The organism is Zoogloea sp., assembly GCF_028689785.1.
Taxonomy (GTDB): domain Bacteria; phylum Pseudomonadota; class Gammaproteobacteria; order Burkholderiales; family Rhodocyclaceae; genus Zoogloea.
The window spans coordinates 17791-42018 of record NZ_JAQVCN010000044.1; the positions used below are offsets into that span (position 1 = coordinate 17791).

At 64.7% G+C, this 24228-nt stretch carries 26 protein-coding genes; 12 read left to right on the forward strand and 14 right to left on the reverse strand.

Annotated elements, in window-relative coordinates:
* Positions 1–67: 67 nt before the first annotated feature.
* Positions 68–1489: an esterase-like activity of phytase family protein gene (locus PHI64_RS16650; protein WP_299885023.1), complete on the forward strand. Its 1422-nt coding sequence runs from the start codon at positions 68–70 to the stop codon at positions 1487–1489.
* 44 nt (positions 1490–1533) lie between these two features.
* On the opposite strand, the gene PHI64_RS16655 is transcribed toward PHI64_RS16650, so the two are convergent.
* Positions 1534–1917 carry a hypothetical protein gene (locus PHI64_RS16655; protein WP_299885026.1) on the reverse strand — a complete coding sequence of 128 codons (384 nt, stop codon included), beginning with the start codon at positions 1915–1917 and terminating at the stop codon, positions 1534–1536.
* A 176-nt stretch (positions 1918–2093) separates the two neighbouring features.
* A complete protein-coding gene (locus tag PHI64_RS16660) occupies positions 2094–3038 on the reverse strand; it encodes an MBL fold metallo-hydrolase (RefSeq protein ID WP_299885029.1) in 945 nt (314 codons plus the stop codon).
* Between the two features lie 157 nt (positions 3039–3195).
* On the opposite strand from PHI64_RS16660, the gene PHI64_RS16665 reads away from it, so the two are divergent.
* The gene (locus PHI64_RS16665; RefSeq protein ID WP_299885032.1) at positions 3196–4179 is read left to right on the forward strand and encodes a hypothetical protein; all 984 of its coding nucleotides are present in this window, start codon (positions 3196–3198) and stop codon (positions 4177–4179) included.
* A 34-nt stretch (positions 4180–4213) separates the two neighbouring features.
* Positions 4214–6034, forward strand: a complete 1821-nt coding sequence (gene recQ / locus PHI64_RS16670) for a DNA helicase RecQ (RefSeq protein WP_299885035.1) — start codon at positions 4214–4216, stop codon at positions 6032–6034.
* A 641-nt stretch (positions 6035–6675) separates the two neighbouring features.
* On the opposite strand, the gene hisD is transcribed toward recQ, so the two are convergent.
* Entirely contained in the window at positions 6676–7992 is a 1317-nt protein-coding gene (hisD, locus tag PHI64_RS16675) for a histidinol dehydrogenase (protein WP_299885038.1), read from the reverse strand.
* On the reverse strand, positions 7989–8633 hold the full coding sequence (hisG, locus tag PHI64_RS16680) for an ATP phosphoribosyltransferase (RefSeq protein ID WP_299885041.1): 645 nt from the start codon (positions 8631–8633) through the stop codon (positions 7989–7991). Before hisG ends, hisD begins: the two co-directional genes overlap by 4 nt.
* A gap of 175 nt (positions 8634–8808) precedes the next feature.
* Between hisG and rnk the strand changes: the two genes are divergently transcribed.
* Positions 8809–9192, forward strand: coding sequence for a nucleoside diphosphate kinase regulator (gene rnk, locus PHI64_RS16685; RefSeq protein WP_299885044.1), 384 nt, complete (start codon positions 8809–8811; stop codon positions 9190–9192).
* 46 nt (positions 9193–9238) lie between these two features.
* Here the strand turns inward: rnk and murA are convergent, their stop codons facing one another.
* Genes murA through PHI64_RS16735 form a run of 10 tightly spaced genes read right to left on the reverse strand, consistent with a single transcriptional unit; the run spans position 9239 to position 16258 of the window.
* On the reverse strand, positions 9239–10489 hold the full coding sequence (gene murA, locus PHI64_RS16690; protein WP_299885047.1) for a UDP-N-acetylglucosamine 1-carboxyvinyltransferase: 1251 nt from the start codon (positions 10487–10489) through the stop codon (positions 9239–9241).
* A 14-nt stretch (positions 10490–10503) separates the two neighbouring features.
* Positions 10504–10758: a BolA/IbaG family iron-sulfur metabolism protein gene (locus PHI64_RS16695; protein ID WP_299885050.1), complete on the reverse strand. Its 255-nt coding sequence runs from the start codon at positions 10756–10758 to the stop codon at positions 10504–10506.
* 11 nt (positions 10759–10769) lie between these two features.
* Positions 10770–11525 carry an ABC transporter permease gene (locus tag PHI64_RS16700; RefSeq protein WP_299885053.1) on the reverse strand — a complete coding sequence of 252 codons (756 nt, stop codon included), beginning with the start codon at positions 11523–11525 and terminating at the stop codon, positions 10770–10772.
* 7 nt (positions 11526–11532) lie between these two features.
* Entirely contained in the window at positions 11533–12435 is a 903-nt protein-coding gene (locus PHI64_RS16705; RefSeq protein WP_299885056.1) for an ABC transporter ATP-binding protein, read from the reverse strand.
* Between the two features lie 17 nt (positions 12436–12452).
* The gene (locus PHI64_RS16710; RefSeq protein WP_299885059.1) at positions 12453–12737 is read right to left on the reverse strand and encodes an STAS domain-containing protein; all 285 of its coding nucleotides are present in this window, start codon (positions 12735–12737) and stop codon (positions 12453–12455) included.
* On the reverse strand, positions 12734–13369 hold the full coding sequence (locus PHI64_RS16715) for a phospholipid-binding protein MlaC (RefSeq protein ID WP_299885062.1): 636 nt from the start codon (positions 13367–13369) through the stop codon (positions 12734–12736). The genes PHI64_RS16710 and PHI64_RS16715 overlap by 4 nt, the downstream gene beginning before the upstream one ends.
* A 57-nt stretch (positions 13370–13426) precedes the next feature.
* Entirely contained in the window at positions 13427–14155 is a 729-nt protein-coding gene (locus tag PHI64_RS16720) for a VacJ family lipoprotein (protein ID WP_299885064.1), read from the reverse strand.
* Positions 14156–14196: 41 nt separating this feature from the next.
* A complete protein-coding gene (gene mlaD / locus PHI64_RS16725) occupies positions 14197–14673 on the reverse strand; it encodes an outer membrane lipid asymmetry maintenance protein MlaD (protein WP_299885067.1) in 477 nt (158 codons plus the stop codon).
* On the reverse strand, positions 14673–15455 hold the full coding sequence (gene mlaE / locus PHI64_RS16730; RefSeq protein ID WP_299885069.1) for a lipid asymmetry maintenance ABC transporter permease subunit MlaE: 783 nt from the start codon (positions 15453–15455) through the stop codon (positions 14673–14675). Before mlaE ends, mlaD begins: the two co-directional genes overlap by 1 nt.
* Positions 15455–16258 (reverse strand): ABC transporter ATP-binding protein, encoded by an 804-nt coding sequence (locus tag PHI64_RS16735; protein ID WP_299885071.1) that lies wholly within the window; start codon positions 16256–16258, stop codon positions 15455–15457. The genes mlaE and PHI64_RS16735 overlap by 1 nt, the downstream gene beginning before the upstream one ends.
* 179 nt (positions 16259–16437) lie before the next feature.
* On the opposite strand from PHI64_RS16735, the gene leuS reads away from it, so the two are divergent.
* The 8 genes from leuS to ybaK all read left to right on the forward strand — a co-directional run bounded on the left by leuS (position 16438) and on the right by ybaK (position 23953).
* Entirely contained in the window at positions 16438–19062 is a 2625-nt protein-coding gene (gene leuS, locus PHI64_RS16740) for a leucine--tRNA ligase (protein WP_299885074.1), read from the forward strand.
* A gap of 20 nt (positions 19063–19082) precedes the next feature.
* A complete protein-coding gene (locus tag PHI64_RS16745; protein WP_299885077.1) occupies positions 19083–19283 on the forward strand; it encodes a hypothetical protein in 201 nt (66 codons plus the stop codon).
* A complete protein-coding gene (gene lptE / locus PHI64_RS16750; protein WP_299885080.1) occupies positions 19280–19810 on the forward strand; it encodes an LPS assembly lipoprotein LptE in 531 nt (176 codons plus the stop codon). Before PHI64_RS16745 ends, lptE begins: the two co-directional genes overlap by 4 nt.
* The gene (holA, locus tag PHI64_RS16755) at positions 19807–20838 is read left to right on the forward strand and encodes a DNA polymerase III subunit delta (protein ID WP_299885083.1); all 1032 of its coding nucleotides are present in this window, start codon (positions 19807–19809) and stop codon (positions 20836–20838) included. The genes lptE and holA overlap by 4 nt, the downstream gene beginning before the upstream one ends.
* A 30-nt stretch (positions 20839–20868) precedes the next feature.
* Entirely contained in the window at positions 20869–22146 is a 1278-nt protein-coding gene (locus PHI64_RS16760; RefSeq protein ID WP_299885085.1) for a glutamate-5-semialdehyde dehydrogenase, read from the forward strand.
* A 113-nt stretch (positions 22147–22259) separates the two neighbouring features.
* Positions 22260–22832 carry a chalcone isomerase family protein gene (locus PHI64_RS16765; protein ID WP_299885087.1) on the forward strand — a complete coding sequence of 191 codons (573 nt, stop codon included), beginning with the start codon at positions 22260–22262 and terminating at the stop codon, positions 22830–22832.
* A 41-nt stretch (positions 22833–22873) separates the two neighbouring features.
* Positions 22874–23413, forward strand: a complete 540-nt coding sequence (locus tag PHI64_RS16770; protein WP_299885090.1) for a methylated-DNA--[protein]-cysteine S-methyltransferase — start codon at positions 22874–22876, stop codon at positions 23411–23413.
* A 48-nt stretch (positions 23414–23461) separates the two neighbouring features.
* On the forward strand, positions 23462–23953 hold the full coding sequence (gene ybaK / locus PHI64_RS16775; RefSeq protein ID WP_299885093.1) for a Cys-tRNA(Pro) deacylase: 492 nt from the start codon (positions 23462–23464) through the stop codon (positions 23951–23953).
* The last annotated feature ends 275 nt before the right edge of the window (positions 23954–24228 follow it).

Sequence of the window (24228 nt, forward strand, 5' to 3'; positions counted from 1 at the left end):
CAGGCGTCAAGAAGGCGTAACACGGGCTGGTTAGCGTTGTCGGTTTATCCAATCGCCGGAGCCACCCGTGTTCGCCAAACGTCTGCTCGCCGCCGCCATCCCGGCGGCCCTCGCCCTGCCCTTCTCCTTCAATGCCCACGCCGGCGTCTCCCTGATCGGCATCGGCCAGATCAGCGGTTCCGACCTGTCGGGCCTCAACGGCACCCTCGAAAACGGCGCCTCCGCCAGCATCCTCGGCGGGCTCGGCTCCGCCATCGCCTGGGCCGGCGGCGACACCTTCCTGCTCACCCCCGACCGTGGCCCCAACGCCAGCGCCTGGAACAGCGCCGTGGACAACACCACCAGCTGGATTCCGCGCTTCCAGACCATGAGCCTCGGCCTGAGCACCACCACATTCAGCGCCGGCAGCATCGCCACCCTCAGCCCGGTGCTCGACGCCACCACCCTGCTGTCCAGCACCACCGCCCTCAACTATGGCAGCGCCCCGGTACTGACCGGCAGCAATGGCCAGAACTACTTCACCGGCCGCTCCGACGCCTTCGCCACCGGCACTTCCACCAACCCGAACAACGCCCGCCTCGACCTGGAAGGCATCCGCGTCGCCGCCGATGGCAAGAGCGTCTACATCTCCGACGAATACGGCCCCTACATCTACCGCTTCGACCGTGCCACTGGCGAACGTACCGGCGTGATCACCCTGCCGGAGAAGTTTGCCGCCACCACCCCGGCCGCCACCGAAGCCGCCGAAATCGCCGCCAATACCAGCGGCCGCGTCACCAACAAGGGCATGGAAGGCCTCGCCATCACCCCCGACGGCAAGACCCTGGTCGGCGTCATGCAAAGCCCCCTGGCCCAGGACGGAGGCACCGCCGCCAGCACCGTACGCATCGTCACCATCGACCTCACCACCGGCAAAGTCACCCACGAATACGCCTACCAACTCGACAACATCGGCACCGCCGCCAAGCCCAAGTACGGCACCATCAGCGAAATCGTCGCCATCAACGACCACGAGTTCATCATCGATGAGCGCGACGGCAAAGGCCTTGGCGACGACTCCAAGGCAGTCCAGAAAAAGCTCTACACCATCAACCTGAGCGGCGCCCAGGACGTGAGCAACGACACCGGCGCCACCGCCCTCGCCGGCAAGGCCGTCACCAAGACCCTGTTTGTCGACCTGGTCGCCCTGCTCAAGGCCAACGGCTACACCGACCGGACCATCCCCGCCAAGATCGAAGGCCTCGCCTTCGGCCCCGACGTGTGGGTGGACGGTGTGCTCCAGCACAGCCTCATCGTGGTGAACGACAACGACTTCCTCGACACCGTGGACGTCAATGGCACCCCCACCGCCAACCCCAACCAGTTCTTCGTACTGGGCATTACCGGCGATGTCTTCCCCGGCTTCCAGGCCCAGCAGATCCCCGAACCTGCCACCCTCGCCCTGGCGGCCCTGGGGCTGACGGGCTTCATGCTGCGTCGCCGGAAGTAAGCACCGCACGGCGGGGCGGGGCGGGGCCGCTCATGAAGACCGCATCAAGACGCCGCCCCGCGCGCCCTCCAACGAACCACCCCCAAGGCCGCCCACCACGCCAGCCCGAGCCAGAAGGCCGTGATGAAGCACCAGCCGAAGATCGTGGGCGCACACCAGCCCCAACCACAGGCCCCATCATTCACCAGCAAGCCCGGCACCCCAAGCGTGTGAAAGAGATAGACCGACAGGTAAGGCAACACCACCAGCACCCCGACTGGGCTATCGAGATAAGACGGCCAGAGCAAGGCAGGGGATAGGGCAAGGAGATAGGCGCCGACAATCAAGACGAAGACGCCGATGGGGTGGTGGAACGGGCGGCAGAAGTGATGGGGCATGGGGGCTTCGGATAAACTGGTGAACGTATTCAGCGGCAAATTCTCTTCCATGCCCATTGCCGATGCTCACTGCCCCACGCGCCGATCGGTGAGAAAGGCTCCAAGCGCGACTCGCCGATTTCAATATTCTCCGTACCCGGAGGGCATCCAGTGCTATGGAGGCGAACAAGGCGATGGCTCACGCGACGGAGGTCGAGGGAACTCGACCCCGCAGCAATCCAGAACAGTCACTTCCTGCGCACGTCCAGCCACACATCCAGCCCCTGGGCGTTGAGCTCCACGTCCAGCGCCAGAATGCGCCGCCACTCGGCTTCAGGCACGGTCCACCCGGCACGGACGGCCTCTTCGCCGACCAGAGCCCAGATGTCCTGCTCGATCCGCTCCTTGCGCTCCTCTGCGGCCTCGTGACGCTCCGCGATGGCCACGTGGGCGTCGATCAGGCGGTGCATATCGGCCGCCAGGCGCGGCACGTCCCGCACCTGGGCGTAGTGAGTCAGATACATGGCAGTGGGCTGCTCGGCCTCCATGCGGCGGATGGAGGCGTGCATGGCCTCCGGCTCGAACTGCACCGGCGTGGTGGTGGGGAAGATGCTGGGTTTTCCGTTCACATCCAGAGTCCGGTACGAGAGGCCAAAGGTATCGCCGGTAAAGAAGGCCCGGCTCTTCGTGTCGAAATAACACACGTGATGGCGGGCATGACCCGGCGTGTCGAAGACGCGGATGACGCGCCCCGCCAGGTTCAGCTCATGGCCGTCACCGGCCTCGATGATGCGCTCCACCGGCACAGGGATCAGCTCGCCGTAGAGCGCCCTCGCCCGCTCCGGCCCATACACCGCCGACACCCCGGCAAACAGCTTCGACGGCTCCGCCATGTGGCGTGCCCCTCGCGGATGCACCACCAGCTTGGCGTTGGGAAAGGCCTGCATGAAGGCTCCGGCACCACCGGCATGATCCAGGTGGATGTGGGTGAGGAGCACGAAGTCCACCGACTCCGCAGACAGGCCCGTCTCGGCCAGGGCCGCCAGTACATGGCGTAGCGATTCGTTGTTTCCCGTATCTACCAGCGCCGCCCGGCCACCTTCCTCAATGAGGTGAATCGCGGCCACATCGGGTCCGGTATAAGCTGAGTCCACGGCAAAGATGCCGCTCCCGAAATCGATCAGTCCCTGCATGGCCTTGCCCCTGAAAAAATACCGATTCTAGCCGGCACGCTGACATTTATGTGACGTGCACGTAAAGTAATCCGTCGTCACGCGGCGTGAAACCTTCGCTCGCCAGCCCCCAAACAGATTGGCATAATCCGCGGCTACCCCTTCTTCATCACCTCACATGGCCCTTCTTCGCTGCAACAAGTGTGGTCACGTCGCAGAAGCCCATGCCACCCAGATCGGCACCAACGTCCCCTGCCCGGCCTGCGGCAATCACGTCCCGGTGTACGACACGGTCCTGTTCGTCCGCAAGGTACTGCAGCAGTACTTCGCCCTGCAGGACGAAGTGAAGCAGCTTCGCGCCGGCTCTGCCGTTACCGAAATCGCTACTGCTCCAAAAACGGCGGTGTCCGACATTGATTTCCACAACACAGAACACCTCACCAGCGAAGCCTGGCATGCAGAGATCGTAGCCTGGTTCCAGCGCCGGCAGATCCAGGTCCGCACCAGCCCCGACGCCGTCAACACCACGGGCTTCTTCGACGAGTTTGCCGTGGAGATCGGTGACAACTACCCCCTGCTGGGGGACGTGGTGGGCAAGATCCGCTGGGCTCAGCAGAAGGATGTGCCCCACTTCAGCCTCAAGCTCGGCGAACTGAGCCAGAAGGACGGCCAAGCCATCAATGCCTTCTGCAAGCGCCTCCACGAACACACTTTCCTGTCCAAGTACTTCTACCAGAAGCAAGACAAGCTGGGCCGGGCCACCATTCAGTCGGCCCCGGCCATCCGGAATTTCTTTGCCGGTGACTGGCTGGAGTGGTACGCCCTGATGAAGCTGTTGACCTTCCTCCAGGCGCGGCAGAAGGCCTTCTCCTGCACCCGCAACCTGTCGGTGATCTTTCCCAACGAAGACCTCCATGAGCTCGATGTATTCTTCCTGGTAGAGAGCAACACGCCGGTGTGCGTCGAATGCAAGACCGGCGAGTTCCGCCAGGACATCGACAAGTACCTGCGGCTGCGCAAACGCCTGGGCATCGACCGGAGTCAGTTCATCCTGTGCTGCCTGGGCCTGAGCGACGAGCAGGCGGCGGGTCTCTCCAGCATGTACGAGCTCAGCTTTGTCAGCCCGACAGGCCTGCAGGGCCATCTGGCAAAGCTGTTCTGACCTGCGCCGCTGGCCGGGGTAAAATCCGGGCCCTATGAGCCGCGCCCGCGAAACCCTATTCCACGTCTTCGGTTACACCCAGTTCCGCGGTCCGCAGGAGGACATCGTCGAACATGTGGCGGCCGGCGGCGATGCCCTGGTGCTGATGCCCACGGGCGGCGGCAAATCCCTGTGCTACCAGATTCCGGCGCTGCTGCGGCCCGGGGTGGCCATCGTGGTATCGCCGCTGATCGCGCTGATGCAGGATCAGGTCAGTGCGCTGAAGGAAGTGGGCGCCGCAGCGGATTTCCTCAACTCCAGCCTGAGCTTCGACCGGGCCATGGAGATCGAGCGGGCCATGCTGGCGGGGGCGCTGGACATGCTCTACGTGGCACCGGAGCGCCTTGTCACCCCGCGCTTTCTGGACCTGCTGGACCATCTCCACGAGGCCGGCCAGCTCGCCCTGTTCGCCATCGACGAAGCCCACTGCGTGTCCCAGTGGGGCCATGACTTCCGGCCCGAATACCTGCAGCTGTCCATCCTGCAGGAGCGCTACCCGCAGATTCCACGCATCGCCCTCACCGCCACCGCCGACGCCCAGACCCGCCGCGAGATCGCCGAGCGCCTCTGCCTCACCACCGCGCGGGAGTTCGTCTCCAGCTTCGACCGGCCCAACATCCGTTACACCATCGTGCCCAAGGACAACGCCCGCGCCCAGTTGCTGGCCTTCATCCGCGACGGGCACCTGGGCGAAGCCGGCATCGTGTATTGCAGCTCCCGCAAGAAGGTGGATGAGACCGCCGCCTGGCTGACGGAAAAGGGCATCTCCGCCCTGGCCTACCATGCCGGCATGGCGGCCGACGAGCGCGCCACCAACCAGGACCGCTTCCTGCGCGAGGACGGCATCGTGATGGTGGCCACCATCGCGTTCGGCATGGGCATCGACAAACCGGACGTGCGCTTCGTGGCGCATCTGGACCTGCCCCGCTCCATCGAGGGCTATTATCAGGAAACCGGCCGCGCCGGCCGGGACGGTCTGCCCTCGGAGGCCTGGATGGCCTACAGCGTGGCTGACCTGGTGCTGCAGCGCCGTTTCATCGACCAGGGCGAAGCCGACGCCGAGGTCAAGCGCGTGGCCACCGCCAAGCTCGACGCCCTGCTCGGCCTGTGCGAGACCACCGGCTGCCGTCGCCAGCGCCTGCTGGGTTACTTCGACGAAGATTCTGCCCCCTGCGGCAACTGTGACACCTGCCTGCACCCGCCCCAGGTGCGCGATGCCACCGAGTCGGCCAAAAAGGCCTTGTCCTGCGTGTTCCGCACCGGCAGCCGCTTTGGCGCCGGCCACGTGGTGGATGTGCTGATCGGCAAGACCACCGACAAGGTGAAGGAGTGGCAACACGACCAGGTGAGCACCTTCGGCATCGGCACCGAGCTCGACGACAAGGGCTGGCGCACCCTGATCCGCCAGCTCGTCGCCCACGGCGCCCTGGCCGTGGACCATGAACGCTACGGCGCCCTGACCCTCACCGAAGCCGCCCGCCCCCTGCTGCGCGGCGAGACCAGCTTCACCCTGCGCATCGACGCCACCCCGGCGAAGAAAAGCCGCAAGGCCGACACCACCCGCAAGCTGCGCGACTGGCCCGAGGCCACCGGTGCCGAGGCCCAGCTGCTGGAACGCCTGCGCAGCTGGCGCGCCGCCACCGCCCGGGAACGCAACGTGCCCGCCTACGTGATCTTCCACGACGCCACCCTGCGCGACATCGCCCACCAGCGCCCCGACAGCGTCGAAGGCCTGGGGACCATCTCGGGGGTGGGTGACCGGAAACTGGAGGCCTACGGCAAGGACATCCTGACGCTTCTCGCCGACACCGAATAGTCCCCGTGGGGTCGGATCATTCGGTCTCGAACCGGTGAGCCTTTACGGCACGGTTTTCCGTTGCATTACGTCACATCGGCCGGGGACTCGCCCCCGGCGGGCGACCTTCTTTCTTGCTTCGCCAAGAAAGAAGGCAACCCGGCTTCACCGGTCGGCCTTCGGCCGACTCCCCTGCGCTGCTCACAACGGGCGGCCGGCGCGGAACTCGCCCTGCGGGCTCAAACAGCCGCGCCGGACTTCCCCGCCCGTTGCTGCGCTGCTCGGCGGCTCAGATGGGCTTTCACACACACCGAGCCTTTACTGATGCAGGGATGGGCAACGGACCGTTGATCACCTGCATTTCCGGTCCCCTCTGGCGCGCCGACTGGAGGGTTTGGCAGGCGGAAAAAGGGCTGCGCATGTTTGAGCCCGCAGGGCGAGTTTGCGCAGACCCCGCCTGACGGGCCCGGAAAGAGGGAACCCCCGAAGGGGGCGCGACAGCGGGGTACGTTTTCTTGCCTTCTTCTTTGTCGTACAACAAAGAAGAAGGTCGGCCGCCGGGCCGAGACCCGGCCAACGATACGCAAAACACCGGAAAGCCAGCCAGCAAAGGCTGAACCCAAGGAGATCGAATGAATTCGACCCCAGGGAAAACCAACCAATCAGGGCTTCAGCCGCATCTCCGCCGAGCGGGCATGGGCCTGCAAGCCCTCGCCGTGGGCCAGCACCGAGGCGATGCGGCCGAGGGTCTGGGCGCCGGCTTCGGACACGTCGATCAGGCTGGTGCGCTTCTGGAAGTCGTAGACTCCCAAGGGGCTGGAGAAGCGCGCGCTGCGCATGGTGGGCAGCACATGGTTGGGGCCGGCACAGTAGTCGCCCAGCGCCTCGACGGAGTGGTGACCGATGAAGATGGCGCCGGCGTGGCGAATGCGATCCACCCACGGGCCAGGCTCGGCCAGGGACAGCTCCAGGTGCTCCGGGGCGATGCGGTTGGCAATGTCGCAGGCCTCGGCCAGATCCTGCACCAGGATCAGCGCGCCCCGGTTCTTCAGGGACGTGGCGATGGTCTCGCGGCGCGGCATCTCGGGCAGCAGCCGGGCGATGCTCTCTTCCACCCGGGCAATGAAGGCTGCGTCGGTGCACAGCAGGATGGACTGGGCCAGGTCGTCGTGTTCGGCCTGGGCGAAGAGGTCCATGGCCACCCAGTCGGGGTTGCCGGAGCCATCGGAGATGATTAGCACCTCGGAGGGGCCGGCCACCATGTCGATGCCAACGGTGCCGAAGACACGGCGCTTGGCGCTGGCCACATAGGCGTTACCGGGGCCGACAATCTTGTCTACCTGGGGAATGGTCGCCGTGCCATAGGCCAGCGCGGCCACGGCCTGGGCGCCACCGATGGTGAACACCCGGTCGACGCCGGTAATGGCGGCAGCGGCCAGCACCAGGGGATTCTTCTCGCCGCGGGGGGTGGGCACCACCATGATCAGTTCGGCCACGCCCGCCACCTTGGCGGGGATGGCGTTCATCAACACCGAGCTCGGGTAGGACGCCCGACCGCCGGGCACATACAAGCCGACGCGATCGAGGGGAGTGACCTTTTGGCCAAGCCGCGTGCCAGCCATGCCCGGCGCTTGGTCTTCATACTGCCAGGATTCCTGAACCTGCCGTGCGTGGTAGCTGCGCACCCGCTCGGCGGCGGCCTCGAGAGCCTGACGCTGTTCGGCACTGAGCCCGGCCAGGGCAGCCTCCAGCTCTGTCCGGGGCAGCTCCAGCGCCGCCATGTCGGCCACGTCCAGGTGATCGAAGCGGCGGGTGAACTCAACAACGGCCTGGTCTCCATCCCGGCGCACGGCCTGCAGGATGTCGGCCACGGCCTGCTCGATGGCAGCATCGGTGCTACCCTCGAAGGCCAGCAGGGCGTCCAGGGTAGCGGTAAAGCCCACGTCGGACGACGACAGGCGACGGATCTGTGCGCTCATGGCTTGACGGCTCCGGCGAAGGCGTCGAGAACGGGCTGGATCAGCTCGCGCTTGAGCTTGAGGGACGCCTGATTGACAATGAGTCGGGAGCTGATGGGCATAATGTCCTCGACCTCGACCAGGTTGTTGGCCTTGAGAGTGCCGCCGGTGGACACCAGGTCGACGATGGCATCGGCCAGCCCGACCAAGGGCGCCAGCTCCATGGACCCGTAGAGCTTGATCAGGTCCACGTGCATGCCCTTGGCAGCAAAGTGGGCCTTGGCCGCGCTCACGTACTTGGTGGCCACGCGAATGCGAGCACCACGCTTGACTGCGGCAGCGTAGTCGAAATCCTTGCGTACGGCCACGCACAGACGGCACTTGGCGATGTTGAGGTCAAGGGGCTGGTAGAGCCCGGCGCCGCCGTGCTCGATCAGGGTGTCCTTGCCGGCGATGCCCAGGTCGGCAGCACCATACTGCACGTAAGTGGGCGTGTCGGTAGCGCGCACGATGACCAGGCGCACATCATCACGGTTGGTACCGATGATGAGCTTGCGTGAGCTCTCCGGGTTGTCGGTCGGGGTAATCCCGGCGGCGGCAAGCAGCGGCAGGGTCTCTTCGAAAATTCGGCCCTTCGAAAGGGCAAGCGTAATGCCGTTCAAGATGATGATCTGTCTGCGTAAAAAGCGATTTTAGCCGATCGCCAAGCGATCCGCCCCGGGGGCTGCGGGCAGGAGGTTTGTCCTGCCCCGCAGCTTCTGATAGCCTGTGTTGCATGGCTGAACCGCAACACGCGGTCTCGGCCATTTTCTTTTGTTCAATTCCGAGGAGTCCGTGATGAAACCCGAAATCATCGTTTCCAACAACGATCTGGAGCGCCTGGAAGGCCTGCTCTCCAAGCCCCCCACCCGCAACCGCAGCGATCTGGACGGCCTGCGCGAGGAGTTGGAGCGCGCCCGCATCGTCGACGCCGCCGAACTGCCCGCCAACGTGATCGCCATCGATCGCCGCGCCCGCTTCCGTGAGGAACACTCCGGCCGCGAGTATGAACTGACCCTTGCCTGGCCCCACGAGGCTGACGCCGCCCAGGGCCGCGTCTCCATCTTTTCCCCCGCCGGCAGCGCCCTGCTGGGTCTGGCCGCCGGCCAGGTGATCGACTGGCGGACCCCCGAGGGCCATCTCATCCAGCTCCGCGTGCTGGAAGTCCTGCCCGCAGCCTGACGCCCGGCAGAAAACCGCATGGGCGGCTCAAGCCGCCCTATGCCTTTCAACGGATGCGGCTAACCCGCGCACCCAGGGCCGCAAGCTTCTCTTCAAGCTTCTCGTAACCCCGATCCAGGTGGTAGATGCGCTCGATGGTGGTCTGACCTTCAGCCACCAGGCCGGCAATGATCAAGCTCGCCGAGGCCCGCAGATCGGTGGCCATCACGGTGGCGCCCTGCAGGCTGGCCACACCCTTCACAAAGGCCGTGTTGCCGTCGATCTTGATGTCGGCGCCCAGGCGCTGCAGCTCCACCGCGTGCATGAAGCGGTTCTCGAAGATGGTCTCGCGGATCACCGCCGTACCCTCGGCCACTGCATTGATGGCCATGAACTGGGCCTGCATGTCGGTGGGGAAAGCCGGATACGGGGCCGTGCGCAGGCTGACGGCGTTGAGCCGGGCCGGCGCCTTGAGACGCACCGCATCACGCTCGGCGATGACCTCGCAGCCCGCATCCATCAATTTGTCGATGACCGCATCCAGGTAGCTCGCCGAGGTGCCGGTAAGTCGCACGTCACCACCGGTAGCGGCGGCGGCGCACAGGTAGGTGCCGGTCTCGATGCGGTCGGGCATGACCCGGTGGGTCGCGCCGTGCAGGGCCGGCACGCCCTGGATGCGGATCACGTCGCCACCGGCGCCGGAGATTCGGGCCCCCATGGCGACCAGACAGTTGGCCAGGTCCACCACCTCGGGCTCACGGGCGGCATTCTCGATGACGGTCTCGCCGTCGGCCAGACAGGCGGCCATCATCAGGTTCTCGGTACCGGTCACCGTCACCATGTCGGTGAAGATGCGGGCCCCCTTGAGCTTGGGCACCTTGGCGTGCACATAGCCGTGCTCCACCTTCACGTCGGCACCCATCGCCTGCAAGCCCTTGATGTGCTGGTCCACCGGCCGCGCACCGATGGCACAGCCGCCGGGCAGGCTCACCCGGGCCTCACCGAAGCGCGCCACCAAGGGGCCAAGCACCAGAATGGAGGCACGCATGGTCTTGACCATCTCGTAAGAGGCCACCGGGTTGTCCACACCGGAGGCATCGAGGGTCACGGCGTCGCCATCGCGGCTGACCTTGACGCCCATCTGCTCAAGCAGGCGCAGCAGGGTACCGATATCGTTGAGCCGGGGCACATTGGTGAAGGTCACCGGCTCGGTAGTCAGCAGCGCCGAACAGAGGATCGGCAGGGCGGCATTCTTGGCGCCGGAAATGGCGATCTCGCCCGTCAGGCGGGCCCCGCCTTCAATCAGCAGTTTGTCCATGCATCGAAGGGCATTCAGCCCAGTTCCTTCAGGAGTTCGGCCCACTGGGCAGGCGTGTAGGTGTTCAGTTGGAGAGCGTGGATCTCATTGCCCATCAGCTTGCCCAGGGTGGCATACACGGCCTGGTGCTGGCGCACGCGGGGCTTGCCCTCGAAGGCCGGGCTGACCACGATGCCGGAAAAATGGGTGCCGTCATCGCCCTCGATCTGCAGGAACTCGCATTCGAGACCCACTGCAATCAGACGCTCGATTTCACTTGCTTCAAACATGATTCAAATCCTCAGGCCCGCAGCTTGTAGCCCCTGGCAAGCATTTGCAGGGTAATCACCGCGAGCACGACAAAACAGACTGCCACCACTCCGATGCTCGTCCAAGGCGAGACATCGGAGACCCCGAAAAATCCGTAACGGAACCCGTCAATCATGAAGAAAAACGGGTTGAAATGCGACACCCCCTGCCAGAACACCGGCAGGGAATGAATCGAATAGAAAACGCCCGAGAGCATGGTCAGGGGCATGATCAGGAAGTTCTGAAAGGCCGCCAGCTGATCGAATTTGTCCGCCCAGATGCCGGCGATGACACCCAGGGTGCCCAGGAAGGCTCCGCCGGTAAGGGTGAAAGCCAGCACCCAGCCCGGCTCGGCCAGACTCAGGGAGGCAAACGGCAGGGACACCAGCAACACACCGACACCACAGGCAATGCCCCGCAGCACCGAAGCGATAACGTAGGCTGCGTAGAACTCCTGGTAGGAGATAGGCGGCAGCAATACGAAGACGATATTGCCAGTGATCTTGCTCTGGATGAGGGACGAGGAACTGTTGGCAAAGGCGTTCTGCAGCACCGTCATCATCACCAGCCCGGGGACCAGGAAGGCGGTATAGCTGACTCCCGGGTAAGGCTGGACATGATTTTCGAGCACATGGCCAAAGATCAGCAGATACAGCACCGCGGTGAGCACCGGCGACAGCACGGTCTGGAAGCCGACCTTCCAGAAGCGCAGACACTCCTTGTAGAGCAGGGTCTTGAAACCTTCCATGGACGCCTCAGTTCTGATTCATGATGCCGACGAAGACCTGCTCCATGTCGGGCTTGCCGAGGGCCATGTCGGTGATCTCGCCCCCCGCGGCACGCAGGCCGGCGAGCAGGTGTCCGACATCGTCGTAGTGATCGAAACCCAGCACCAGCTCGGTGCCCGCCTGGCTGACGATGCGGGCAGAGAACGGCGGCGGCAGACTCACCGGTGCGGCGAGCTGCAGCTTGAGGGTATGGGTGGCAAAGCGCTGCAGCAGGTTGGCGGTGGTGTCCAGCGCCACAACCCGGCCCGCCTTGAGCATGGCAATGCGCCCGCACAAGGATTCGGCCTCTTCGAGGTAGTGGGTGGTCAGCACGATGGTATGACCATCCTGGTTGAGCTTGCGGATGAACTGCCACAGACCATGACGCAGCTCCACATCCACGCCAGCGGTGGGCTCGTCGAGGACGATCACCGGCGGGCGATGCACCAGGGCCTGAGCCACCAACGCTCGGCGTTTCATGCCCCCGGACAGCATGCGCATGTTGGCGCCAGCCTTGCCGGTGAGGTCCAGGTGATGAAGGATCTCGTCAATCCAGTCGTCGTTGTTACGGATGCCGAAGTAGCCCGACTGGATGCGCAGCATCTCACGCACCGAGAAGAAGGGGTCGAAGACCAGCTCCTGGGGCACCACGCCCAGGGCCAGTCGGGCGGCACGGTAGTCCTTGATCACATCGTGGCCCATGACCTCCAGGGTGCCCGAGTCGGGCCGGGCCAGGCCGGCCAGAGAGGAAATCAGCGTGGTCTTGCCGGCACCGTTGGGGCCGAGGAGGCCAAAGAATTCACCCTGAACAACTTCCAGATCAACCCCGGCCAGAGCCTGGAGGGAACGGAAACGCTTGGTGACGCCGGCAATGCGGAGGGCTGGAATCATGAACGGGAGACCGCGGCTCAGTGAGCCAGCGGCAGGATGGAGTCGACGTCGTAGAGGGAGGCGAGACTGACCAGCGCCGCCGGAGGCTGGTCAATGGTGAGGCGGTGACCGGCTGCACGGGCCGCACGAACCCAACTGAGCAGCAGGGCCAGCGCGGCGGAATCCACCTGGGTCACGCCCGACAGGTCAACCACCACATTGCCGGCGGTGACGTGCGCCTGCCCCGCACTGGCGAGTTCGCCGGCGGTAGCCACCGTGAGCGGCCCGGAGAGGCTGAGGCGCGGGCCCTCGCAGCGGATCATTTCTTGGCCGAAGCAGTGGCGTCGAGCTGCTTGTTCTTGTCTTTAAGGGACTTGATCAGGCCGTCGATGCCGCCAGCGCGCACTTCCTTGCCGAAGTCGTCCCGGTAGTTGGTGACGAGGCTCACACCGGCCACCAGCACGTCATAGACCTTCCAGCCTTCCGGCTGCTTCTCGAGGTTGTAGTCGATCTGTACGGCCTTGGCGCCGGGCTGGCGCACTTCGGTGCGCACCACCACGTCGGTGTCTTCGGGCTTGGCCTTGAGGGGCTTGAAGTCGATCTGCTGGTTACGGTACTGGGTCAGGGCGTTGGAGTAGGTGCGCACCAGCAGGGTCTTGAACTCCTGGGTCAGGACGGTCTTCTGCTCGGGGCTGGCGGTCTTCCAGTCACGACCCACGGCGAGGCGGGTCATGTGGGCGAAGTCGAAATAGGGCAGCACCCGGGTCTCCACCAGTTCGACGGCCTTGCGGGTATCACCCGACTGGATGGCCTTGTCTTGGCGCACGATGGTGATGACGTCGTCGGTAACGCTCTTGACCAAGGCGTCGGGCGTGGTGACGTCAGCCGCCAGGGCATTGAACTGGACACCCACGCTGAGGGCCAGCGCAGCAAACAGGGAAGCGATCTTGTGCATGAGGAGTTCTCTCTGATGTCGTTCTGTTGTGGCCGGCGCGATGCACCGGCCCTGGGCTTACTCGTCGTCCGGGTCCTTGACCCGGGGCGGCTGCCCGTCATAGACCTGATTGAGACGGTACTGCAGGTAGAAGCTGCGCATGTAGCCGTACTTGTCGAGGGCCGCCTGCTCTGCAGTGGTGTCCGCCCCCAGCAGGGCCGCCCGGCGATGGGTGAGGCGCAGCCCGGTCAGGGAGTTGCGCACGGCAACCTCGTCGAACTGCCACACCGGGTCTACCTGCAGGTCGCCGATAAGGCCCACGCTGTCGCGCACGGTACTCGGCCCCAGGAAGGGCAGCACGATGTAGGGCCCCTCGCCGACGCCCCAGCTTCCCAGGGTTTGACCCAGGTCCTCGTCGTGCTTCTCGAGGCCCATGTCGCTGGCCACGTCGAACAGCCCGAAGATGCCCACCGTGCTGTTAACCAGCACCCGGCCACCGTCCGACAGGCCATCGACGAACTTGCCCTGAAGCAGATTGTTCACGCCGATCCACACGTCGCCGAGATTGCCGAAAAAGTTGCCGACCCCGACCTTGATTGGCAAGGGCAGGTAGTCGTACACCTCGGCCACCGGGCGCATCACGTATTTGTCGGCGGTTTCATTGAAGCTGAAGGTGGCCCGATTGAGGGGCTCGAAGGGGTCTTTGGGGTGACCACCCGTGCTCGCACAGGCCGTCAGGGCCAGCGCGAGGGCCAGCACCATCGGGCGCGTGGCCAGACTTCCCGATTGAGGCTTGTCCTTGATCATCGTCACATGCTTTCTGTGGGGGCGGCAGCCGTCCGGCGACATCACTTGGCCGGGGCGGTGTCACCCTCGGCCGCCTTGTTGAACATGAACTGGCTGATCAGCTTTTCAAGCACAACGGCGGACTGGGTTTTCTTGATGACATCACCGGGGGCCAGGAGCTTATCCTCGCCGCCAGGGTCCAGGCCCACATACTGCTCCCCGAGCAGGCCGGAGGTCAGGATATTGGCGAAGGTGTCTGTCGGGAACTTGTAACGCCCGTCCACGGTGAAGACCACCTCAGCCTGAAAGCGTTCATTGTCGTAGCGGATCTCGGCCACCCGCCCCACCAGCACACCCGCCACCTTGACCGGCGCACGGGCCTTGAGGCCGCCGATGTTGTCGAAACGGGCGATCAGCGTGTAAGGCGACTGGATATCGGAACCAGAGATGCTGCCCACCTTTAGGGCTAGAAAGAGAAGTGCGGCGATACCCGCTGCGACGAACACACCCACCCACAGATCCATCGTGGTACGACTCATCATTGACCTCGGAACATGAAGGATGTCATTACAAAATCAAGAGCCAGGATTGCCAGGGCCGAACTCACCACGGTGCGGGTAATGGCCCGGGATACCCCCTCGGCAGTGGGCACGCAATCGTACCCTTCGAAAACGGCGATCAGGGCCACCGCCACACCGAAGACGCAGCTCTTGATCACCCCGTTAAGCACGTCATAGCGAAAATCCACCGCCGACTGCATCTGCGACCAGAAAGCGCCGTCATCGACACCGATGGCCACCACTCCGATCAACCAGCCGCCAAACACGCCCATGGCCGAAAAAAGGGCTGCGAGCAGGGGCATCGAGATGACGCCCCCCCAGAAGCGCGGCGCCACCACCCGGGCAATCGGGCTGACAGCCATCATGTCCATGGCCTTGAGCTGCTCGGTGACCTTCATCAATCCGATCTCGGCAGTGACCGCCGAACCCGCCCGGCTGGCAAACAGCAGGCCAGCCACCACCGGGCCAAGCTCGCGCACCAAGGAAAGGGCAACCAGCGTGCCCAGGGAGTCGCTCGCGCCATAGCGCTGCAGGGTTTCATAGCCCTGCAGGCCCAGCACCAACCCCACGAACAAGCCCGACACCAGAATGATCAGCAGGGACATCACGCCGCTGAAATACAGCTCGCGCAGGGTAAGGTGGAGGCGCGTGAAGGACTGGCCGGAGTAAACCAGGATCAGCCAGAAGAAACGGGTGATGAACCCCAACTGCCAGACCCCGTTGATGAACAGGGTTCCCAACCTGCGGATAGCGCCCACCATCAGCCCGCCCCCCCCACCAGCGCCGTGGCGTAATCGCCGGCGGGATAGTGAAAAGGCACGGGGCCATCGGCCTCGGCATGCACGAACTGATGTACGAAGGGATCTGTCGAGTTGCGGATGGCGTCGGGCGTGCCCTCGGCAACCACCCGGCCTTCGGAAATGAAATAGATGTAATCCACGATCTGCAGGGACTCCTGGATGTCGTGGGTAACGATGACCGAGCTTGCCCCCAGAGCATCGTTGAGGCGCCGGATGAGCTGCCCGATGATGCCCAGGGAAATCGGATCAAGACCAGTGAAAGGCTCGTCGTACATCAACAGCATGGGGTCGAGGGCGATGGTGCGCGCCAGGGCTACCCGCCGCGCCATCCCGCCGGAAAGCTCGCCGGGCATCAGCCGGGCGGCGCCACGCAAGCCCACGGCATGGAGCTTCATCATCACCAGGTCGTTGATCAATTCGGGGGGCAGATCGGTGTGCTCCCGGAGGGGGAAAGCGACATTGTCGAACACCGTCATGTCGGTAAACAACGCGCCGAACTGGAACAGCATCCCCATGCGTCGGCGCAGGGCATACAGGGCATCGCGCCCCAGCCCGGCCACATCCTGCCCGTCCACGGTCACACGGCCGCCCACGGCCCGCTCCTGCCCGCCGATCAGGCGCAGCAGGGTGGTCTTGCCGCTGCCGCTCCCACCCATGATGGCTACCACCTGACCACGGGGGATCGACAGGGAAATGTCGCGCAGGATCGTCCGTTCGCCATAGGCGAAACGCACGTTCTCAAGACGGACGAGGGGCTCGGACATGGAATTATGTTGCAACGCGGGAGGCGGATTGTAGCAGAGGGATGCTTGCGTGACATGCAGCAGCACCGCCATTCAAGGGGAAATATCTCGTCACATCAACGTCTTGAGCACGCAACAGCGGGGTTTCCAGGAGCCGTTTATAATGCGCGGTTTCGTTCCATCCGCGATCCGCCACGCCCATGCAGGACAAATACCTCCCCGCCGATATCGAGCGCGCCGCCCAGCAGCACTGGGACAGCACCGAAGCCTTCCGCGTCACCGCCGACGCGTCGAAGCCCAAGTACTACTGCCTGTCCATGTTCCCCTACCCGTCGGGCAAGCTGCACATGGGGCACGTGCGCAACTACACCATCGGCGACGTACTGTCCCGCTTCCACAAGATGAAGGGCTTCAACGTCCTGCAGCCCATGGGATGGGATGCCTTCGGCCTGCCCGCCGAGAACGCCGCGATCAAGAACCAGGTGCCGCCCGCCAAGTGGACCTACGACAACATCGCCTACATGAAGCAGCAGCTCAAGTCCCTGGGCTTTGCCATCGACTGGCGCCGCGAGCTGGCCACCTGCACCCCCGAGTACTACAAGTGGAACCAGTGGATCTTCCTGCGCATGCTCGAAAAAGGCGTCGCCGAGCGCAAGACCCAGGTGGTGAACTGGGACCCGGTGGACCAGACCGTGCTGGCCAACGAGCAGGTCATCGACGGCCGCGGCTGGCGCACCGGCGCGGTGGTCGAAAAGCGCGAGATCCCCGGCTACTACCTCAAGATCACCGACTACGCGGATGAGCTGCTGGGCGATCTGGATGAACTCACCGGCTGGCCAGAGCGCGTCAAGCTGATGCAGGCCAACTGGATCGGCAAGAGCACCGGCGTGCGCTTTGCGTTCAAGCATGACATCGCCGGCGACGACGGCGCGCTCATCAATGACGGCAAGCTGTGGGTGTTCACCACCCGCGCCGACACCATCATGGGCGTCACCTTCTGCGCCGTGGCCGCCGAACACCCGCTGGCCCTGCATGCCGCCAAGGGCAATGCCGAACTCACCGCCTTCATCGAGAAGTGCAAGCACGGCTCGGTGATGGAAGCCGACATGGCCACCATGGAAAAGGAAGGCCTGCCCACTGGCCTGTTCGTCACCCACCCCCTCACCGGCAAGCAGGTCGAGGTCTGGGTCGGCAACTACGTGCTGATGAGCTACGGCGACGGCGCCGTGATGGGCGTGCCGGCCCACGACGAGCGTGACTTCGCCTTCGCCAAGAAATACAGCCTGCCCATCGAGCAGGTCGTCGCCGTGGGCGACAAGCCCTACAGCCTGGACGCCTGGCAGGAGTGGTACGGCAGCAAAGACGGCGCCTGCGTCAATTCCGGCAAATACGACGGCCTCGGCTATGAAGCCGCAGTGGACGCCATCGCCGCCGATCTGGCCGCCCAGGGCATCGGCGAGAAGAAGGTCCAGTGGCGCCTGCGCGACTGGGGCATCTCGCGCCAGCGCTACTGGGGCTGCCCCATCCCCATCATCCACTGCGACAGCTGCGGCTCGGTGCCGGTGCCCGACGACCAGCTCCCGGTGGTGCTGCCCGAAGACTGCGTGCCGGACGGCTCCGGCAACCCCCTGCACAAGCGCGAGGACTTCCTCAATGTCCCCTGCCCCTGCTGCGGCAAGCCGGCCCGCCGCGAGACCGACACCATGGACACCTTCGTGGATTCGTCCTGGTACTACGCCCGCTACGCCACCACCTTCGGCAAGGACAAGATGGTGGATGACGAGACCAACTACTGGATGACCGTCGACCAGTACATCGGGGGCATCGAGCACGCCATCCTGCACCTGCTCTACTCCCGTTTCTGGACCAAGGTGATGCGCGACCTGGGCCTCGTCACCTACCGGGAGCCCTTCGCCCACCTGCTCACCCAAGGCATGGTGCTCAACAACGCCTTCTTCCACAAACCCGAAGGCGGTGGCAAGAACTACTACTGGGAGAGCGAGCTCGACATCCGGAAGGACGCGAAGGGCCAGATCACCGGCGCCACCCTCAAGAAGGACGGCACGGTGCTGGAGCACGAGCTCACCACCATGTCCAAGTCGAAGAACAACGGCGTGGACCCGCAATCACTCATCGAGCAGTACGGTGCCGACACGGCTCGCTTCTTCATGATGTTTGCCGCGCCGCCGGAGCAGACCCTCGAATGGTCCGACGCCGGCGTTGAGGGTGCCTACCGCTTCCTGCGCCGGGTATGGAGCTTCGGCCACCTGTTCGCCAGCGAGATCCGCGGCCAGATCGGCGCCCAGCGCCAGCTCGCCGGCACCAAGCTGCCGGATGACGTGGCCGCCTTCCGCCGCGAGATCCACCTGCTCCTCAAGCAGGCCAACTACGACCTGGGCAAGCAGCAGTTCAACACCGTGGCCTCTGCCACCATGAAGATGCTCAACGCCCTCGAGAAGGCCCCGCGCCAGGGCGCTCTGGCGGCCGAGGTCATCGAGGAGTGCTTCGGCATCCTGCTGCGCGTGCTCTCGCCCCTCACCCCGCACATCAGCCACGCACTGTGGCTTGATCTGGGCTACGGCGACGACATTCTCAAGGCCGCCTGGCCCGAGCCCCTCGACGCCGCGCTGGTGCAGGACGAAGTCGAGCTGATGTTGCAGGTCAACGGCAAGCTGCGTGGCGCCCTGCGCGTCCCCGCCGATGCCCCCAAGGACGCCATCGAGGCCGCCGCTCTGGCCCACGAGGCGACCCTCAAGTTCCTCGAAGGCCGTGCCGCGAAGAAGGTCGTCGTGGTGCCCGGCCGCCTGGTCAACATCGTCGGCTGATCCCCCATAGGAGCCCCCTCATGCTGCGCCTTGCCCTTCTCACCCTCGCCCTCCTGGCCGGCTGCGCTTCACCGGACCGCAACTTCTACGAGGGCATCCGGCAGGAAAACGCCCGACGCCAGCATGAGCCGGGCCGCGATATCAGCCGTGACGCCCCGCCGCCCGGCTACGACGCTTACGAGAAAGAACGTCAGCGCCTCAAGGAGGAATCGCCCAAATGAGTTTCGCCCACCTGCCCGGGCGCCGGCGTGCCCTCGCCGCCCTTGCCGCAGCGCCCCTGCTCGCCGCCGGCTGCGGCTTTCAGCTGCGCGGGCCACGCCCGCTGCCCTTCGATACCATTTATCTGGGCATGTACGAATACTCCGAGCTGGCCGCAGCCATACGCCGCCAGATCCAGGCCGGCAGCAGCACCCGGGTCGTCACCCGCCCCGAAGAGGCGGCAGTGCGTCTCGAAGTCCTCGCCGATGCCAAGGAGAAGTTCATCCTGGCACTCAACACCCAAGGCCGTGTCCGCGAGTATCAGCTGCGCCATCGCTTCAGCTTCCGGCTGGTGGACAAGAACGGACAGGAGATCATCGCCCCGAACGAAATCCTGCTGCGCCGCGATCTGGCCTTCGACGATTCCCAGGTGCTGGCCAAGGAGCAAGAAGAGATCCTGCTCTACCGTGACATGCAGGGCGACCTTGTGCAGCAACTGATGCGCCGCCTGTCGGCCGCCCGCATGCCCGACGCCCCGCCCAAACCGTGAATCTGCGCCCCGAGCAGCTTGCCAGCCAGCTCGACAAGCCCCTCGGACCGCTTTACGTCCTCCATGGCAACGAGCCCCTGCTGGTCCTTGAGGCGGGTGACGCCATCCGCGCGGCCGCACGCAAGCAGGGCTACGCCGAGCGTGAAGTGCTGGTCGCCGGCCAGGGTTTCCGCTGGACGGAGCTGCAGTCGGTCGCCGGCAACCTTTCCCTGTTCGGCGCCAGCAAACTGGTCGACCTGCGCATCCCCAACGGCAAGCCCGGCCGTGAAGGCGGTGAGGCTCTGCAACGCTACGCCCGCCACCTGGATGACGGCGTCGTCACTCTGATCACCCTGCCCGAGGTGGACTGGGCCACCCGCAAGGCCGCCTGGTTCGTGGCCCTGGGCGAAGCTGGCGTAGTGGTCGAACTCAACGCCCCCGAGCGTGAGCGCCTGCCCGACTGGCTGGCCCGACGCCTGGCCGCCCAGCAGCAGAAGGCCTCGCCGGAAGCCCTCTCCTTCATCGCCGATCACATCGAGGGCAACCTGCTCGCCGCCCACCAGGAGATCCTCAAGCTCGGCCTGTTGCATCCGCCGGGCGAGCTGTCCCTCGAAGCGGTGCGCGACGCCGTGCTCAACGTGGCCCGCTACGACGTGGACAAGCTGCGCAACGCCCTGCTCGACGGCGATGCCGCTCGCTGCGCCCGCCTGCTCGAAGGCCTCGCAGGCGAGGGCGAAGCACCTCCTCTGGTGCTGTGGGCCCTGGCTAACGAGATCCGCACCCTGGCCCGCCTGCGCATGGGCGTCGACGAAGGCCAGCCCCTGCAGGGCCTGCTCAAGGCCGAGCGAGTCTTCGAGGAACGCCGCAAGCAGGCAATCCAGCGCGCCCTGCAGCGCCTCACCAGCGGCAGCCTGCGCACAGCAATCTTGCACGCTGCCAGAATTGACCGGATGATCAAGGGTCTGACAACGGGTGACGTGTGGGACGAGTTCCTGCAACTGTGCCTGCGCCTCTGCCGTGGCGCGGCCCAGCCCCCTGCGCGGCGCTGAACGCCACCCACCGATTCGAGAGCACACACGATGGACATCAAGACTTACATGCAAGGCGTCGGCCGCCAGGCCCGCGCCGCTTCCCGGGCTGTCGCCGCCGCAACCACCGGCGCCAAGAACACCGCCCTGCTGGCCATGGCCGCCGAGATCCGCGCCCGCAAGGCCGAGCTCCTCGCAGCCAACCAGCGCGATCTCATCGAAGCCCGCACCAATGGCCTCGAAGCCTCCATGGTCGATCGCCTGACCCTGTCCGAAAAAGGCATCGAGGCCATGGCCCAGGGCCTCGAACAAGTCGCCGCCCTGCCCGACCCGGTCGGCGAAGTCACCGACATGAAGCGCCGCCCCTCGGGCATCTCGGTGGGCAAGATGCGCGTGCCCCTGGGTGTCATCGGCATCATCTATGAAGCCCGCCCCAACGTCACCGCCGATGCCGCAGCCCTGTGCCTGAAGTCCGGCAACGCAGCCATCCTGCGCGGCGGCAAGGAAGCCCTACACTCCAACCAGGCCATCGCCGCCTGCGTTCGCGCCGGCCTGGCAGCGGCACAGCTGCCCGAGCACGCCATCCAGGTCATCGAGACCACCGATCGGGCCGCCGTGGGCGAGCTCATCACCATGCCCCAGTTCGTGGACGTGATCGTCCCCCGGGGCGGCAAGGGCCTCATCGAGCGCATCTCCAGCGAGGCCCGGGTGCCGGTCATCAAGCATCTGGACGGCAACTGCCATGTTTACGTGGATGCGTTCGCCGATCCGGCCAAGGCCCTGGCCATCGTCGAAAACTCCAAGACCCAGCGCTACGGCACCTGCAACACCACCGAATCCCTGCTGGTGGATGCAGCCATCGCCAAGGCCCAGCTCCCCGCCATCGGCACCATGCTGGCCGCCAGGGGCGTCGAACTGCGTGCCTGTCCGGCAGCCCTGGCCATCCTGCGCGAAGCCGGCGTGGCCGAAGCCCAGCTGAAGCTAGCCGTCGAGTCCGACTGGACCGAGGAGTTCCTCGCCCCGATCATCGCCATCAAGGTGGTGGGCGGGCTCGACCAGGCCATCGAGCACATCAACACCTGCTCGTCCCAGCACACCGAGTCCATCGTCACCGAGAACCACACCCGGGCCATGCGCTTCCTGCGCGAGGTGGACTCCGCCTCGGTGATGATCAACGCCTCCACCCGCTTCGCCGATGGCTTCGAGTACGGTCTGGGTGCAGAGATCGGCATCTCCACCGACAAGATCCACGCCCGCGGCCCGGTAGGCCTGGAAGGACTGACCAGCCAGAAGTGGATCGTCTTTGGCGACGGCCACGTGCGCGCCTGACCCTCAAAGTCTCCTGCCGGCTTCATTTCCCGGCTAAGATTCAAACGCCCGTTCGAAGTCATCTATAAAGATGACGGACGGGCGTTTGCACATCCCTACACCTGGAGACAGTCATGAAACGCTTCTTCCGCAGTGCTCTGCTGGCCACCGCCATCCTCCTCGCCCTGCCCACCACCGCAGCGGAGGTGGCCGGCATCCACATCGACGACAAGGCCAGCGTGGCCGGAACAGACCTCGCCCTCAACGGCAGCGGCCTGCGCACCCGCTTCATGCTCAAGGTCTACACCATCGGCCTGTATCTACCGAAACGCGGGGAGGCCCCCCTCGCCACCGCCAGCGGCCCCCGGCGCATTCAGATCGTCACCCTGCGCGAACTCAGCGCCGAGAACTTCGCCAATGCACTGATCGACGGCATCCGGAAGAATCACAGCGACACCGAATTCGCCGGCCTGCAGAGCCGGGCCGAAGAATTCCGCAGCATTCTCCTCGGCCTCAAGACCGCCCCCAGCGGCACCCAGGTGCGCATCGACTGGCTCCCCGCCAGCGGCACCCGACTTTCCATTAACAATGAAATCCGCGGCAAGGACATTTCCGGCGAAGATTTCTACCGCGCCCTGATGCGCATCTGGATTGGCGACAAACCCGTCGATGAAGACCTGAAGAACGCCCTCCTCGGCAAACGCTGACAGGCTTGCGGCAGGCCCGGCGACGAGAGCAGAATCAGGAGATGACTTTGCCAGACAACGCAGGCGCCGGGCTTTCTCTGGCGCTGCCCGCCCCATTTGGGAAAGTCGGCGTCTTTACGATTGGCGAATTCATCCATGAAATTGTCTTTCTGCCGCCGGCCCATCCGCCAATAACACCCCGCGACGCCCTCGGAGAAAAGGCCGCCGGGCAGATTCAGCGCTACCTCGACGATCCGGACGCGCCCTTCGCTCTGCCCCTTGCCCTGCGTGGCACCGCCTATCGCCGCCGCATATGGGCCGCCATTGCCGCCATTCCCCGCGGCCGCACACGCAGTTACGGCGATCTGGCCCGGGAAGCCAGCAGCGCGGCGCGTGCCGTAGGGCAGGCCTGCGGTGACAACCCATTTCCCCTGGTAATTCCGTGTCACCGGGTCGTTGCAGCCGGCGGCCCCGGCGGTTTTGCCCACGACCGGGGCGGCTATCTTCTCGACACAAAGCGCTGGCTATTACTCCACGAGAACGCCCTCCCCGGCAGCGATGACGCTTTCCTTCCCGGCCTCTTCGACAGCCCGCATTCCTGAACGCATCCCCCGGCCATCACGGCCTATTCCTCTCCATTCCCGACTGCCATGTCCCGCTCAGACCAGAACGCTCCCGAAACCCAGGCAACCCGATATCTCCGCCAGCATCACACGGCCTTCTCCACCCATCTCTACGCCTATGAAGAACACGGCGGAACAAAGGTGTCCGCCCGGGAACTGAATGTTCCGGAACACGCCGTCGTAAAGACTCTGGTGATGGAAGATGAAAGCCGCCAACCCCTCATCGTATTAATGCACGGCGACCGCAAGGTCTCCACCAAGGAACTCGCCCGCCAGATCCGCCGCAAACACATCAGCCCCTGCGACCCCGCAGTCGCCCAGCGCCACACGGGCTACATGGTCGGCGGAACCTCACCCTTCGGTACCCGCAAGGCTCTCCCGGTATTCATGGAGAAGTCCATCCTGGATCTGCCGTTGATATATATCAACGGCGGGAAAAGGGGTTTCCTGGTCGGGGTTCACCCTCATGACATCCTGCAACTTCTTCAACCCGAAGTGGTCAGTGTGGCCCTGGAATGAATTGAAATAAAAACACTTACCAAATCTTCGGTCTATAGTGGCAAAATAAATAGCGCGATTAAGGCCGAAACAATCCGGTCAAATTCAAGGCATGCACATAACCACTCGTGCCGCCACTACACCACCAAGGAAAACAGCACCATGGAACCAGGGCAATCGCATCGACCCAGCATAACCGCCTCAAAAATCCCGTTCACATTCATGCAATTACAACCCCCCCTGTTCACCGGGCCGCATTTTGTGTAGTTTCCTGCCTTTTTGGGCTTCCCATGAAG